We start from the raw sequence: 15,956 nt of genomic DNA on the forward strand, positions 1-15,956 counted from the left end.
TTCAGTTAATATGTTAACAAGTTAAGGAGAGGGTAAATATGCGTCTGCAAGAGAACAAACAACGCTTGATCCTGTTAGGAGAAAAAGTGACCGATGTGTGGTTAGCGGATAAAATCACCGCGTGCATCCAACAGATCGAAAAAAATAGTCAGCGCTTTGGCACACAATTTCCTTCAGCCTGTGCCACCAATGGCAAATATCGGCTGAAAGGCAACGATGATTGGACCAATGGCTTTTGGACCGGGATGTTGTGGCTCGCCTATGAGTGGACCAAGGAAAAGAACTTTCTTGATCGAGCTATGGCAAATATCGACAGTTTTCAAACGCGTTTAGACGACCATTTTGTATTAGATCATCATGATATTGGTTTTTTATATAGCTTATCTGCCGGTGCGGGCTACAAGATCACTGGCGATGAACACTGCAAGCAAGAAGTCATTCAAGCAGCAGATGTTTTGTTGGCACGGTTTCAAGAAAAGGGGGAATTTATTCAAGCTTGGGGCGCTTATGGCGACCCACAAGAATACCGCTTGATTATTGATTCGCTACTGAACTTGCCGCTTTTATTTGTAGCAACTCAATTGTCGGGAGCGCCTCGCTACGCAGAGGCTGCGAGTAAGCATTATCAGACAGTCCGAAAGACCGTCATCAAGAATGACGCCACCACCTTTCATACGTATTATTTCGATCCTGAGACGGGGCAGCCAAGTCACGGTGCGACGCATCAAGGAAACAGCGACCAATCGATTTGGGCACGAGGGCAGAGCTGGGCGATTTTAGGGCTTCCTTTGAATGAAAGCTACCTGCATAGTCAGCCTTTTCCAGAAAATTATCCGCAGATCGTGGAGGTGTTTTTGGCTCATTTGCCAGCAGATTTGGTGCCGTATTGGGACTTTGATTTTAACGACCAACATCCTGTTGAAAAAGACAGCTCTGCTTTAGCGATTGCGGCTTGTGGCTTGTTGGAAGCAGAGAAAATGGGGGCATATCCCGATGCCCAAAAAATCGCTAAAGGAATGCTTTACCAATTAGGCGAGCAGTATGCAGCGAGCCAAGTGCCAGAAAATGAAGGCTTATTGCTGCATGGTGTGTATGCTCATGCGGAAGGCAAAGGCATCGATGAGCCCAATCTTTGGGGTGATTATTTCTATTTAGAAGGATTGATCCGATTGGCATTGCCTGATTGGCAAAGATACTGGTAAAGGGGAAGACGACATGCGAACGTTTGAGATAAAAGAAGATTTTTTGTTAGATGGAAAACCAATCAAATTGATCAGCGGAGCGATCCACTATTTCCGCATGACACCGGTGCAATGGACAGATAGCCTCTACAATCTAAAAGCACTGGGAGCCAACACAGTTGAGACCTACATTCCTTGGAATCTCCACGAACCTCGTGAAGGAGTCTACGACTTTGAGGGGATGAAAGACATCTGTGCTTTTGTAAAGCAAGCCCAAACGCTTGGCTTGATGGTCATTTTGCGACCTTCCGTCTACATTTGTGCTGAATGGGAATTTGGTGGGTTGCCAGCTTGGCTGTTAAATGAACCGATGCGGTTGCGCTCAACCGACCCACGCTTCATGGCAAAGGTGCGCAACTATTTCCAGGTCTTGTTGCCAAAGCTTGTGCCGTTGCAGATCACCCATGGGGGACCAGTGATCATGATGCAGGTGGAAAATGAGTACGGCTCTTATGGAATGGAAAAAGCGTATTTGCGCCAGACCAAGGAGTTGATGGAAGAATACGGCATCGATGTACCCTTGTTTACCTCAGATGGGGCATGGGAAGAAGTACTGGACGCTGGGACATTGATTGAAGACGACATCTTTGTCACAGGCAATTTCGGCAGTCGTTCCAAGGAAAATGCGGCTGTGATGAAAGATTTCATGGCAAAACATGGCAAAAATTGGCCCATCATGTGCATGGAATACTGGGATGGCTGGTTCAACCGCTGGGGGGAGCCAATCATCAAGCGAGACGGTCAAGACTTAGCCAATGAAGTCAAAGAGATGTTAGCAGTCGGCTCCTTGAATCTTTACATGTTCCATGGAGGTACGAATTTTGGCTTTTACAATGGCTGTTCCGCTCGGGGAGCGCTGGATCTACCACAAGTGTCCAGCTATGATTACGATGCTTTACTGACAGAAGCAGGAGAACCTACCGACAAATACTATCATGTACAAAAAGCCATAAAAGAAGCCTGTCCCGAAGTGTGGCAAGCCAAACCACGGACCAAGCAATTAGCGGCATTAGGAACCTTTCCCATCGAAAACAGTGTCTCATTATTGGCTATCAAAGATCAGCTGATGGCACCGCAAGAAAACATGTATCCACTAACAATGGAAACTGTCAGCACAGGCTACGGCTATTTGCTCTATTCGGTTCAGTTAAAAAACTATCATCGAGAAAACAAATTAAAAGTGGTAGAAGCTAGCGATCGGTTGCATATTTTTACCGACGGCCAATTACAGGCGATCCAATACCAAGAAACGCTAGGTGAGGAGCTGTTGATCCAAGGGACACCAGATAAAGAAACCATCGAGCTAGATGTCTTAGTAGAAAACTTAGGGCGCGTGAACTACGGGTTTAAATTGAATGGGCCTACACAAGCCAAAGGCATCCGTGGGGGCATCATGCAAGATATTCATTTCCATCAAGGCTATCGTCATTACCCATTGACGCTTTCCGCAGAACAGCTACAAGCCATCGATTATCAAGCAGGAAAAAATCCGACACACCCCTCCTTTTATCAAACGACCTTCACGCTGACAGAGGTAGGAGATACGTTTATCGATTGCCGTGGGTATGGGAAAGGCGTCGTTATCGTCAATGGCATCAATCTTGGTCGCTATTGGCAACGTGGCCCCGTGCATTCCTTATACTGTCCGAAAGAATTTTTGAAAAAAGGCAGCAACGAAGTCGTGGTATTTGAAACCGATGGCGTTGAGATCAAGGAACTCGTTTTCTGTGATCAACCTGTCGTAGAATAAAAAACTAGAAGTAGAGACCCAAATTTACGCGGGCTCTACTTCTATTTTTGTTTTGAAATATTTCCAATGCTTGTAGCTGACGATGTATTCAGCGACACTTCCATCTGCCAAATAGGAGTGCTTGACTTGTTTGACCGCAGGCTCTCGGAAGCTCAGTTGCAATAAGTTCAACAATTCAGCGTCATCAGGAAAGACGATTTCGTTGGTTTCAACAGAAGCCAATGAGAAAAGGTCGATCGCAAAGTCTTTTCGGACCCGCTCATAAACACTAGCATATTGGTTGAGGTTTTTGGCGATCGGTTCTTTCATCAGCTTCTTCGGCAAATGAGTGATGTGAACCAAGAAAGGAACGTCGCCAAAATAGCGGACTCGTTTGATTCGGTAGTAGGAAGCACTGGCAGCCAATCCTAATTCTTTCAAAATCTCTGGGGCATTTCCTTCTTCCACCGCAAGGACCTTGACCTTTTCTTGGTCCAGTGAATGCAGCTCAATGTCTGAAAACTTCACACTCTGAGATACTTTTGCTTTTGAAACAAAGGTCCCTTTGCCTTGGATGCGATACAGATAGCCAGCACTCGTCAATTCATTCAACGCTTTGACTGCCGTGATCGAACTAACAGAATACATCCGCTTGATATCCGCCTCTGAATAAAACTTATCGCCGGGAATGAATTTATGGTCTTTGATTTCTTGTAAAAGATCTTGCTTGATCTGCTCATACTTTGGCAGCACAGTGGTTTCCCTCCATTCCATATGAATACATCAAGCATAACATGTTAAATCCTTTCCTGCCACTTAATTAGTGTAGAAAATTCGTTGTTTTCCAGTCTATACAGGCCTGAAAAATAAAATTCAATATGTTAAGATATTAGGTTTACGAATGGCTTGCCATGTGGTATAGTATGCTTACAAGGAACATAACATGTTAAGTGGGGCGACCTGCGGAGTAGGAGGGAAATTAGTGGAAAACATTGTATTGATCAGTCATGGCGGCATGGCAGAAGGGGTCAAAAGCAGTCTGGAGATGATCGTAGGCCAGCAAGCAAACGTTCACACCGTTTCATTACGACCAGATAGTGACAATCTGCAGTTTGAAAAAGAATTGAACGAGAAAATGAAAGCCCTTAACGGTTCGACATTGATTATTGCGGATTTATTAGGAGGAACCCCGTGCAACGTTGCAGTCAAGAATTATTTAGAGGATGACGAAGTGGCGATTTTCGCTGGAATGACATTGTCCGTAGTGATCGAGGCAGTCGTCAATCAACGAGCGACGATCAACGAGCTGCTTTGCTTAGCCAAAGAAAACATCGTTGATGTCAAAGCAGGGATGAACCAGGCAGAACAAGAGATGTTAGAAGTAAAGCAAGAGGAATTAGGGGATTACAGTGCGTATGCTGGGCAAGAAAATATCGTCAATAGTCGAATCGATGAGCGCTTGATCCATGGACAAGTCGCCGGTATCTGGTCCACCAGTTTAAACACGCAACGGATCATCGTAGCCAATGATGAAGCCGCCGTAGACCCATTACAAAAATCTTCTTTACGAATGGCAGCGCCAACTTCGATGCGACTTTCCGTCCTTCCAGTGGCAACGGCAGCCAAAAATATTCGCGCCGGTCGTTATGGAAAACAACGGTTGTTTTTACTTTTCAAAAATCCCCAAGATGTTTTGCGTTATATTGAAGCAGATGGACCGATCAAAGCGATCAACGTCGGCAACATGAGCTACAAAGAAGGCGCACGGGAAGTGACCAAAAGCATTCAAGTACTGCCAGAAGAAGAGCCGATCTTTGAAGCGATCGCCGCAAAAGGCATCACCGTCACGGCACAGCTTGTACCCAATGAACCATCGATCGACTTTATGAAGAAATTACGAGGATAAACCAGGCAGGGATTGAATCGAGGAGAATATGTAGCGGAAGATTTGTCAAAAAACGAGTGTTTTTCACGATTTATCTGAGGCGACATAACGATCGATAACTAGCCAGTTAAGACTCGTTCATACAATTAGGAGGAAAATTCATGCATTTAGCAGCGTATCAAATCATTCTTATTACTGTTTATGCTTTTATTGCTATTAATGATTCACTTATTTCCAATACGTTGACCCAACCAGCGATCGCCGGAATGATTTCTGGAATGATCATGGGGGACTTAAAGACCGGTTTGATGGTCGGTGGGACCTTACAGTTGATGCGTTTGGGGATCGCCGCATTTGGTGGTGCATCCGTCCCGGATTATTTTACCGGCGCAGTACTGGGAACAGCGTTTGCCGTGATCTCAGGAAACGGCGCGGAATATGGCATCGGCTTAGCAGTTCCAGTGTCCTTGCTGATGCTGCAACTGGATGTCGTGGCTCGTTTTTGTAACGTATTTCTACTACACCGGATCGATAGAGCCATCGACAACATGCAAGTCAAACGAATCCCACGGTTAGTTTTATCGGGTTCTTTCTTATGGGGATTGTCACGGGCGATTCCGATTTTATTGATGCTTTTAGCTGGAGATGCAGTCGTTACGACGATTACCGATAACACGCCAGAATGGCTGATGACCGGACTAAAAACCGCTGGTGGCGTCTTGCCAGTCGTCGGGGTAGCGATCTTATTGCGCTACTTGCCAACAAAGCACTACATTCCTTATTTGTTATTAGGCTTCTTTTTAGCTGCGTATCTGCAAGTACCAATGCTCGGCGTTTCCATCATCGGACTTGTAGCAGCAATGTTAGTCTTTAAACGTGATAGCGAAAAAGGCACGGTTGCAACGGCAGCTGCCGGAGATTTTGAAGGAGGATATGATGGCGATGAGTGATCAAAAACTGACAAAAAAAGAGTTGAATACCATTAGCTGGCGTTATATTTTGGCAAGCCAATTAAACTGGAACTATGAGCGAATGATGAGTTCGGGCTACCTTTACGGCATCCTGCCCGTCTTGAAAAAATTCTATGGCCATGATGAAACCCAGCTGCAAGATATGCTGCGGACCCACAATCAATTTTTTAATACCAATGCGATCTTTGGGAACTTGATCATGGGGATCGATGTCGCGATTGAAGAACAAGACGGACACAAAGCCAAAGAAACGATCATCGCCTTGAAAACGGCCTTGATGGGTTCCTTAGCCGGTGTTGGTGACTCCTTGTTCCACGTGATTTGGGGAACGATCTTTGGCTCTGTTGCTGGCACATTGGCGCAAAATGGTTCCGTCGTTGGTTGTGTCATCTGGATCATCGCCAACATCGCGTTACTTTTCGGTCGGGCAGCGTTGCTTCCCCTAGGTTACAAACAAGGGGTCAAATTAGTGACGACCTTGAAAGACAAATTATCTGCCTTCACCAATGCCGCAACCGTTTTAGGGGTCACAGTGATTGGTGCCTTGATTCCCTCTGTCGTCAAAGCAACTGTTCCTTTTGTCTATAAAAAAGACGGCGTCGAATTAGTGATCCAAGACACGTTGGATGCCATCTTGCCATCTCTTGTACCTATCTTGCTCGTCTTGCTGACCTACTGGATGTTAGGCCAAAAGAAACTAAATTCCACTCGAGTGATTTGGATCATCTTGATCTTGTCGATCGTTTTGAGTGCGTTTGGTATTTTGGGTTAGGAAAGAATCATGGTGTAAAAGGAAATGGGCAGCTGCTGTGATTGTTTTGTAAATCGTATAAGCAGTTAGGGTAGTCAACCTGTTTTCTTTTTTAGAATAGTTGAACTAAATGGAAAAGAGTGCGGAAATGAATTTCTTCACTCTTTTCCTATTCCACGAAATGATAGCGCTATCTTTTGCGCGGGGAAATAGGAGGAGTAAAGGATGGAAAAAGGGAAAAAATATCTGCTGATCATGGGGTGTTTCTTGTTGCTGTATTCGGTAGTTGGCGCCACTCGTCTTTCTGGAAATGCCGAGGAACAAATACCCGAATTGCCGGAAGCAGAATCGATCTATCACTCGGATTTTTCTAACCAGAAAGGGTCTTGGCAAGATTTAGTCGGGAAAGCCGAAGTAGCACAAAATGCTACTGGTTTAATGATCAGTAATACGAAGCAAGGCACCAATCTGGAATCAGTAACGCTCAACAAAGATGCTCCCAAGCGGTCTTCAGGGGATTTTGAAACTACTTTCTTATATGAAGACCAAGCGAACATTGGGGTGGTCTTTCGCGCAGATGAACAAAAGACAGATCAGTGGCAATCGTTTGCTTATAATCGTGATGGGCAGTGGCAACTTGGTCAACCAGGTGGAAAATGGCTGACAGCTATTTCTGGACCTACTTTGATTGCGGGACAAAAATATAAACTCTTGCTTCAGTATGAGGGCTCGAGTTTTCGTGCCTTTTTAAATGATCAGCTATTTTATGAGAATCAAAAGGTAAACTATCCCAATGGTACGGCAATTGATGGGGACTGGTCCGGGTATGTGGGTATCCGTTTGTTTGGCAATTTATCTAAGCTGAAGGTATTATCGATGCGCAGCGGTCCTATCGGCAGCTTGCCCGTGGAAGATCACACAGCAGAATTTATGCAACTGCAAGAAAAATGGCAAAATCAACTGGTTTCCGATCACTATGATCCAAATAATCCGACTATGGCTGATTACGTGCAGATGGTCACCTCAGAAGCTGAGGCGTTGTATCAAACCATAAATAAAGCATCTGATCGAACGAGCCTATGGCCCCTCGAACAAGGGAATACTGCTTCAGCGGATGTAACGACTCAATTTACAAAATTACAGAAAATGGCTTTAGCCTATGGCACGAAAGGTAGTTCTTTGTATCAAGATGATGCAGTGGCGACGACGATTATTGATGGGATAGATTTCATGGTCACTCGAAAAGGGTATGATGGAAAAAAGTACCATGGAAACTGGTGGGATTGGCAAATCGGTGTCCCGCAAAAACTGATCAGTACTTTAATGATTTTAGGCGCTGAGTTACCGTCCGAGAAATTACAGCAATACACTGCCATTATCAGCAGTTATGTACCAGATCCCTTCAAGCAATTGTATACGAAGACACAAGGCAGTTTTACTGAGCTTGCTTTTATTCCAAATTTTGTGACTTCTGGTGCTAATCGTACAGATCTCGCGCTTACTGTATTAGGCTTGGGCATTTTGCAAAGGGACGCTGGGAAAATCACCCAAGCTTCAGCAAGTATCGAAGAAGTATTTCAGTTAGTCACAAAAGGCGATGGTTTTTATAAAGATGGCTCCTTTATTCAGCATAATACGATCCCTTATACTGGTTCTTATGGAAATGTACTGATCAAGGGTGTGGGACAAATTCTAGCTATCACGCAAGGATCAAGTTTTGAGATGGACGCTGATCTCGTACAAACGTTTGTTAAAAATGTTGATCAAGCATTCTTGCCGTTGATCTATCAAGGAGAAATGCTGCCGTTGGTCAATGGTCGTTCGATTTCAAGAGCTCCAGCCAAAAACAAAGTCGGTTATGGCTCATCAACAGTTTATAATTTGCTGATCGTATCCCAATTCGCACCAACCCAATACCAGCAAAAATTCCGTGAAGCTGCCAAGTATTGGCTCAAAGAAAATCCAGACTATTATTTGACGAATGCAAGAGACTTCAATGATTTACAAATGACAATGAATCTCTTGGCAGACCCATCGATTACAGGGGATGCATTACCTTTTACGGGAACAAAACTGTACGCTTCAATGGATCGCTTTGTTCAACGAACAACTGATTATATGGTGGGTTTAGGACTATATTCCAGTCGCATTTCTTCCTTTGAAGCTGGCAACAAGGAAAACAAGCGTGGGTGGCATACAGCAGACGGGATGCTCTACCTCTATAATGATGATCAAGTTCAATTCAATTCTAGCTATTGGCCGACCGTCGATCCATATCGCTTGCCAGGAACAACCGTGGACACCATACAATTAGCGGATGAAAATTCAGCTTTTACAACGGTAACGTCTCCAGAAAAGTGGGTAGGCGGTGTGGCTTATGATGGTGCAGCTGCGGTGGGAATGGCATTAAACAAAACGGGTACAAAAAATAACGGGAATGTTTTACCTATGAACGTGCGGGCAAAAAAATCGTGGTTTATCATTGATGGGCAGATTGTCGCTTTAGGTGCGGGAATCACTGGTGATACGACAGCTTCTATTGAGACGGTCGTGGATAATCGCTTACTAAACGATGCGTATACTTATCAAATCCTTTCTGATCGAGGAAGTATTGATCAGTTAAATGAAACAAGTAGCAAGCAGTGGTTGTTGTTAGACTCCGATCATTCCCAGGCCAATATCGGTTACTATTTTCCAGAAGAAACGACAGTAAACGTGGTAAGTGAAACACGAACAGGCAGCTATACAGAAATCAATGAGGCCTTTCCAAGTAATGCGGTTTATACCGGAGAATATCGAAAATTCTTGATCAATCATGGCAAAAATCCCATGGAGGATCATTATGCGTATGTCATGTTGCCAGGTATCAATGAAACAGAACTGACTGCCTATGCCCAAGAAGAACCGCTGGAGATTTTAGCCAATACCTCGGAAGTTCAAGCAGTAAAACTTGATCAAACTGACTATTTAGGTATCAATTTTTGGCAGAATGATGGAGGTAGTGTCGCCGATATTACTACTAACAAACCTCTTTCATTGATTAGAACAAGTAGAGAAGGCAAAACCATCTATGCCTTTTCTGATCCAACTCAAACAACGACTACCATGACCTTAAAATTGCCAAAAGACTACCAAAAAATCGTTTCTCAAAGCGATGGAATCAGCTATGATGCTTCGGCGGATCTATTTACGGTAAACTTTGCGGAGCAAGATGGTGGAAATAAAGTGATTGTAGTCGAGTAAGGTGTTTCAATGCTATCTGTCTCATCATCAGCAGCTAGGGATCAATCTCTAGCTGTTTTTTGTCAGCTAGAAAATGAAACGATGAAAGGCTAAACATAGATTTTTCTTTGACTATTAATTCCTTTAACTACTTTTCAAGGGCCGAGGTTTTGTCAAAAAAATCCTCACAGAAAATGCTGAAAACTTGCGCATTGGCATGAAACGTTTGCTAATTTTCTTCTTACTTAAAAGGCGTATGTTTGCCACTAAAGAATGTATCTAAGATTGCAAGCACACTTTTCCAAGATTGCAGTGGCAACTTTTCAAGTAAGAATTGGTAGCGAATTTATCCGAAGGCGCGGCGATTAACAATATACTCTTCTCCATCAATTTCAAAAAGATAATAGTGTTGACCATAAATAGAAACAATATCTTCAGTAACTGAAACAGTTCTATTCATAAGATTATTACTCGAAATTGTTCCTACATATGGATCTCTTGGGGACAGAGACAGTTTATACAAATTATAGTTACCTGTTATTTCAACTGTTTGATCGATGAAAGTAACGCCAGAAATTTTTCCAGCAGGAGAATCTAAAAAGATTGAGGCAATTTGATTAGAACGATGATTATTCAAATAATAGATTTTATCCCTATTATTAAGGATATTTAGTATCGCATATTTGTTGAATAATGGGACAGCAGGAAGTATCCCCTTAGAAATTGAGTCCGCCGTTTTTTGCGCTGCATCCAGCATCTCTTGATTGTTGCTAACCTGGGCATCATATAAATCAGCCATCACTGATCCATTGTCATGTTGGAGACCTAAAGTATGCCCCATTTCATGTCGGATAGTTGAAACCAGCTGTACGTAGCCGGAGGTTCCTTTTCCAGATGATGCGTCATTTAAAGCAGCTTTATTCAAAAATATTCTGTTCGTACTATTCCCCCAACCAAATCCGGAGTACCCCATATCTGCATAGGAATCGCCATCCGTTGATTGCAAAACTAAATCAACTTGGTTATCTGCTGCATTTACACTTGATTTTTCGACAATTACCGATCTCCCAATCGACTGATTCCATGATTGCGCAGCTTCATTGACAGCCTCTTGGTAGGTTTCTCCTAGTGAGTTTGAGTCGTAAATGATGGCACCGTATTCGTTAACACAAGTAGCTGTACCATACAATATTCCAGGATAGTAATAATCAACAATAGGCGTCTTCGCTATGTCGGCTGACTTTGCATCTACAGAAATTGTTCCTATAGAGTAAATTAATGCAATTAAAAATAACAAACGAATTTTTGAAAAATTTTTTTTCATTGTTTTCCACTCCTTAAACTTGTTGACTTGATTTCATACAGATAATTCCAAAAATCTTTTTCCCATCTATCTTGTATGGAAAGATGCTCCCAGGGCATCGAATTTTTTTCAAATTCAACGAAATGTCGAATCTTTATATTTTTTCTAGCTTTTTCAATTTTCAAAAATTTGAGTGGATTCACATTTTTTGCCCAATCAAATAACCAATGATCATCTTTCTGGTAATTGTATTCATAAGGCAACAACTCAACACTTCTCTCACAAAGAATGTTTAAAATGGTTTGATCTAAATACAAGTATTCATTCTTATTTATCATACGTACTATGGCTTCTGGTCGTATCTGTTCATTGAACACAACTACATTAAATAAAATAACTCCAGAATTGAAGTAATTCTTCATAGTTTTTACGCCAAAATATTTAAAGCTGTCCTCTGTATCACTTATAACTGAGAAGTAGAAGTCTCTAACTGCAGCAATTGATTTTTGATCAGGGATCAAATCAAAGAAATTGGATACGTCATCGTATACAATAGTGTCATTATCTAAATAGAGAATGTAATCATAATTGCTAAAATATGAAGGTAGAAATAATCTCCACAGAGTGACTTCAGGAAAACGCGAATTACTATAATTCTTTATTTCGTTTATTATTTTAGGTGGATACCAAATAGTAATAATTACATTTTTTTCTCCATATAATCTAGAAATACTTTTCAATTTCAGTATTTCTTCGTTCCCTAGTTCATTTACAACTACTAATATATCTAAAGGTTCATTCCCTTCATAAGTATTTACTATTGACGCAATGGATACTGCAGCTAATTGAATATGTGACCCCGTAACACAATAAACGACAGCTTTCTTCTTCATAGTTCATGTCCACCCTTTTTAGTGTTTTTTATTTTTTAATAAAAACCTTCTATAGAAACTTAGGCAATAAAAGCATTTAAGCTTATTTTATCGTATCTGATTTCCAATATGAGCGTTAGTCCCACTATTGGGATTAACATAGTTAACGAGAATCAACAATTTCTTATCGTATTTTCCCAAAAGGGTTGTCAGATTAAGCCTAAATCAAAAATCCCGTCAGAGAAATCTGACGGGATTTTGGTGGTGAACCTAGGTAAAACAGGTCATTGTTATCCATTCCAAGTGAACTAAAAAACTGTTAAATCAATATTTCGCAACCAAGTGAGGTTGCTACTTTATTCCCACTCCACAGTAGCAGGTGGTTTACTCGTAATATCATACACGATCCGATTAACGTGTGCGACTTCGTTGACGATGCGGACGCTGATTTTTTGCAGGACTTCCCATGGGATGCGGGCAAAGTCAGCGGTCATGCCATCGATTGAAGTGACTGCACGGATGCCGACGGTATAATCGTAGGTCCGGCCATCACCCATGACACCGACGGAGCGGATGCCTGGTAAGACGGTGAAGTATTGCCAAATGTCGCGGTCTAAGCCGGCATTTGCGATTTCTTCCCGCAAGATTGCGTCCGAGTCGCGGACGATCGTTAGTTTTTCTTCTGTCAATTCGCCAAGGACACGAATACCTAGACCTGGTCCAGGGAATGGTTGGCGCCATACGATGCTGTCTGGCATGCCAAGTTGAGTCCCTAATTCACGGACTTCGTCTTTGAACAAGGTGTTCAATGGTTCGATCAATTTGAATTGCATGTCTTCAGGTAAACCACCCACATTGTGGTGTGATTTGATGGTTTGAGCAGTTTCGGTTCCTGATTCGATGACGTCGGTATAAAGGGTTCCTTGGGCAAGGAAAGAAACGCCTTCTTCGCCAGCTAGTTTCGTTGCTTCATCATCGAAGACATACACGAATTCATTCCCGATGATCTTGCGTTTTTCTTCAGGATCAGAAACCCCAGCAAGTTTTGATAGGAAACGTTCTTTGGCATCAACTTTGATGATGTTCAAGCCGAATTTGCCGCCTAAGCTTTCCATTACTTGCTCGGCTTCCCCTTTACGCAAGAGGCCGTGGTCAACAAAAATACAAGTCAGTTGATCGCCAATCGCTTTTTGTAAAAGAACACCAACGACAGAAGAATCGACCCCGCCGGAAAGACCAAGCAAGACTTTTTTGTCGCCCACTTGGTCGCGAATTTTTGCGATTTCCATATCGATGAAGTTGTCCATTGTCCAATCACCTGTACATTGACAAACGTCAATGGCAAAGTGACGCAGTAAGTCGTTGCCGTATTCTGAATGGCGAACTTCTGCGTGGAATTGGATACCGTACATTTTGCGTTCTGCATCTTGGATAGAAGCAATCGGGCAATCTTTGCTCGTCGCCACAACATCAAAGCCTGCAGGTGCTTGAGTGACCAAGTCCCCGTGGCTCATCCACACGGTTTGGGTTGCGGGCGTGTTTTGGAAAAGGGCCGCTGCATCAGAAGTGACTTCCAATTCTGCTTTGCCGTATTCACGGTTTTTGGCAGGTTCAACTTTTCCGCCTAATTTATAAGTAATCAACTGCATGCCGTAACAGATCCCTAAAACTGGGATGCCTAAATCAAAAATTTTCTCGTCGATGCCGAAAGAGTTCTCGTCGTAGACGCTGTTTGGTCCGCCAGATAAGATGATCCCTTTTGGATTCATCGCTTTTACTTCTTCAGCGGTAATGCGGTGGCTCAATAATTCTGAGAAAACACCGAACTCACGAATACGGCGTGTAATCAGCTGGTTGTACTGACTACCGTAATCAAGTACGATAATTTTTTCGACGTTTGGCAAAGTGTCAACGTTTGTCACAATAAATTACCTCAATTCTTTTAGTTTTTATTGAAAAAAGGCTGGGCCTTTTCAACAGCATAATCATAAAAATGAAGCGGTCAATACTTGCGCAAGAACACTTCATCGATCAAATGGTGCTTTGTTTTATGAAGAATTATATCGGCTCTGCTGCGTGTAGGCAAGATATACTCGTGTAAATTCTTTAAATTCACATTTTTCCATACTTCTTTTGCCATTTTAATCGCTTCCTTGCGATCCCCGATCGCATATTGGTAATAATAATTGCTGGGATCTTGAAAGGCCGTGTCTAGTAATGATTCAAATCGTTCCAAATACCATTTTTCAATCAGTGCTGGTTGGGCATCAACGAAAATTGAAAAATCAAAAAAGTCACTGATATAGATTTGTTGGTTGGCAGGCAGTTGCAGGGTATTGATGCCTTCCACGATCAAGATATCTGGTTGACTGATCGTTTCATACGTATCAGGAATAATATTGTAGACTTCATGGGAGTAGACGGGGATCTGAATGTCTGGTTCTCCTGATTTGACCGCATTCAAAAAGTTGATCAAGGCTTCCATGTCATAACTTTCTGGAAATCCTTTGCGATTCAAGCTGCCGCGTTCTTCCAAGACTTCGTTCGGGTACAAAAAGCCGTCAGTGGTGATCAGTTGGACGGTTCTACGGGGAAACAAACGGGCCAACAAATTTTGGACGAGCCGTGCGGTGGTGCTTTTGCCGACGGCGACACTTCCAGCGATGCCGATAATAAAAGGCGGCATTTTGACGTAGCGGTGTAAAAAGAGTCCCTTGCTGAGGGTCAATGATTCAAACTCTTTCATATAAAGATGGATCAGATGGCATAAAGGCACGTAAACATCTTCCACATCTTGGACCGAGATCCGGTCGTTCAAACTTTTGATATTATCCAATTCTTCTTGAGTGAAAGGCATCATGCCGTTCGTATAAAACCCTTGCCATTGCTCACGAGGAATTTGATAAAAATTCATGGTTTCTTGCATAGTAGGCTCCTTTTTTGCGGCATCATCGGTTTCTATTAGAAGCGATAGGCCATTGTTCGAAAGTATTTTACCATAGAAACCCACAGAACTTGGAAAAAAGACATGATTTCCTTTGCAGAAACAACAAAAAACTGTTTTTTCGTTGTTTTTTTTGCGGGGCGTTTACTTCTGGCTGTTTTTCGGTATGATTAGAAAGAAGCAGCAGGCAAATCTTGCTGGGCTTTTTTACTAGTGTTTTCACTATGTTCACTCGTTCGAATAGAAGAAACAAGGAAAAACTAGTAGAAACCAGTAGAAAAAACAAGTGAAGAGGAAATAGAAGAAAGGAGCATAACCATGAGTAATCATTACTATACAGAAAATCCTGATACGGCCCATGATTTTGAACAGTGGTCGTTTGAATTAAGAGGAAAGAAGTTTCATTTTGTGACAGATAGCGGGGTGTTTTCCCGTGACACGGTGGACTATGGCTCGCGGGTGTTGATCGATGCGTTTGAGTGGGGGGAGCTACCAGAAGGAAGTCTGCTGGACGTTGGGTGCGGCTATGGACCTGTTGGCTTAGCGTTAGCTTATGCGAGTCAACGACCTGTCGAGATGATCGATATCAATCAGCGGGCAGTGGATTTGGCAAAAGGCAATGCCCAGCGTAACGGCATTGAACAGGTAGATATCCATCAATCCAATATCTATGCCCAATTAAATCAACCTGCTTATGCGGCGATCCTCAGCAACCCACCGATTCGGGCAGGAAAAGAAGTCGTTCATGAGATTTTGACGGGGGCGTTTCCGCTGCTAAAAGCAGGGGGAACCTTAACGATCGTGATCCAAAAGAAACAAGGAGCGCCGAGTGCTCAAAAGAAAATGCAAGAGACCTTTGGCAATGCCGAAATCATCAAAAAAGACAAAGGCTATTACATCATTCAAAGCGTAAAAGAAGCGTAGCTGCTCTTTGATTCTCAGCAGATCAAAGGCATCGCCAAGGCAAGCGCTGGTTAGCAGCAACTGGACCAGTTGGTTTCCCAAAAAGCCTATTGCCAGCAGCCTTTCGGGCAATTG

Annotated in this window: 12 protein-coding genes; 7 read left to right on the plus strand and 5 right to left on the minus strand. The window is 42.8% G+C overall.

Annotated elements, in window-relative coordinates:
- The first annotated feature begins 38 nt into the window (after positions 1-38).
- Both IGJ17_RS01080 and IGJ17_RS01085 read left to right on the plus strand, forming a co-directional pair.
- Positions 39-1,202, plus strand: a complete 1,164-nt coding sequence (locus IGJ17_RS01080) for a glycoside hydrolase family 88 protein (RefSeq protein WP_196043850.1) — start codon at positions 39-41, stop codon at positions 1,200-1,202.
- Between the two features lie 13 nt (positions 1,203-1,215).
- Positions 1,216-2,991, plus strand: a complete 1,776-nt coding sequence (locus tag IGJ17_RS01085; protein ID WP_429961033.1) for a glycoside hydrolase family 35 protein — start codon at positions 1,216-1,218, stop codon at positions 2,989-2,991.
- 24 nt (positions 2,992-3,015) lie between these two features.
- Here IGJ17_RS01085 and IGJ17_RS01090 read toward each other — a convergent pair whose 3' ends face one another.
- Positions 3,016-3,723, minus strand: a complete 708-nt coding sequence (locus tag IGJ17_RS01090; RefSeq protein ID WP_008376433.1) for a GntR family transcriptional regulator — start codon at positions 3,721-3,723, stop codon at positions 3,016-3,018.
- Between the two features lie 190 nt (positions 3,724-3,913).
- On the opposite strand from IGJ17_RS01090, the gene IGJ17_RS01095 reads away from it, so the two are divergent.
- The 4 genes from IGJ17_RS01095 (at position 3,914) to IGJ17_RS01110 (ending at position 9,820) form a co-directional block, all read left to right on the plus strand.
- Positions 3,914-4,876: a PTS mannose/fructose/sorbose transporter subunit IIAB gene (locus tag IGJ17_RS01095; protein WP_429961034.1), complete on the plus strand. Its 963-nt coding sequence runs from the start codon at positions 3,914-3,916 to the stop codon at positions 4,874-4,876.
- 140 nt (positions 4,877-5,016) lie between these two features.
- The gene (locus IGJ17_RS01100) at positions 5,017-5,805 is read left to right on the plus strand and encodes a PTS mannose/fructose/sorbose/N-acetylgalactosamine transporter subunit IIC (protein ID WP_005226797.1); all 789 of its coding nucleotides are present in this window, start codon (positions 5,017-5,019) and stop codon (positions 5,803-5,805) included.
- Positions 5,789-6,598: a PTS system mannose/fructose/sorbose family transporter subunit IID gene (locus IGJ17_RS01105; protein ID WP_005226799.1), complete on the plus strand. Its 810-nt coding sequence runs from the start codon at positions 5,789-5,791 to the stop codon at positions 6,596-6,598. Before IGJ17_RS01100 ends, IGJ17_RS01105 begins: the two co-directional genes overlap by 17 nt.
- Before the next feature lie 204 nt (positions 6,599-6,802).
- Positions 6,803-9,820, plus strand: coding sequence for a polysaccharide lyase 8 family protein (locus IGJ17_RS01110; protein ID WP_429961035.1), 3,018 nt, complete (start codon positions 6,803-6,805; stop codon positions 9,818-9,820).
- Positions 9,821-10,145: 325 nt separating this feature from the next.
- Here IGJ17_RS01110 and IGJ17_RS01115 read toward each other — a convergent pair whose 3' ends face one another.
- From IGJ17_RS01115 to coaA, 4 genes are all read right to left on the minus strand, one after another.
- Positions 10,146-11,123 carry a matrixin family metalloprotease gene (locus IGJ17_RS01115; protein ID WP_429961036.1) on the minus strand — a complete coding sequence of 326 codons (978 nt, stop codon included), beginning with the start codon at positions 11,121-11,123 and terminating at the stop codon, positions 10,146-10,148.
- On the minus strand, positions 11,120-11,995 hold the full coding sequence (locus IGJ17_RS01120; protein WP_016611513.1) for a glycosyltransferase: 876 nt from the start codon (positions 11,993-11,995) through the stop codon (positions 11,120-11,122). The genes IGJ17_RS01115 and IGJ17_RS01120 overlap by 4 nt, the downstream gene beginning before the upstream one ends.
- A gap of 335 nt (positions 11,996-12,330) precedes the next feature.
- Positions 12,331-13,896 (minus strand): glutamine-hydrolyzing GMP synthase, encoded by a 1,566-nt coding sequence (gene guaA / locus IGJ17_RS01125; RefSeq protein WP_429961037.1) that lies wholly within the window; start codon positions 13,894-13,896, stop codon positions 12,331-12,333.
- An 80-nt stretch (positions 13,897-13,976) separates the two neighbouring features.
- Positions 13,977-14,900 (minus strand): type I pantothenate kinase, encoded by a 924-nt coding sequence (gene coaA, locus IGJ17_RS01130; protein WP_005226828.1) that lies wholly within the window; start codon positions 14,898-14,900, stop codon positions 13,977-13,979.
- Positions 14,901-15,236: 336 nt separating this feature from the next.
- Here coaA and IGJ17_RS01135 point away from each other — a divergent pair, with 336 nt between their 5' ends.
- On the plus strand, positions 15,237-15,842 hold the full coding sequence (locus tag IGJ17_RS01135) for a class I SAM-dependent methyltransferase (protein ID WP_008376416.1): 606 nt from the start codon (positions 15,237-15,239) through the stop codon (positions 15,840-15,842).
- Positions 15,843-15,956 lie beyond the last annotated feature (114 nt).

Origin of the sequence: Enterococcus sp. DIV1096b (assembly GCF_050498765.1) — a bacterium.
GTDB classification, from domain to species: domain Bacteria; phylum Bacillota; class Bacilli; order Lactobacillales; family Enterococcaceae; genus Enterococcus_D; species Enterococcus_D entomosocium.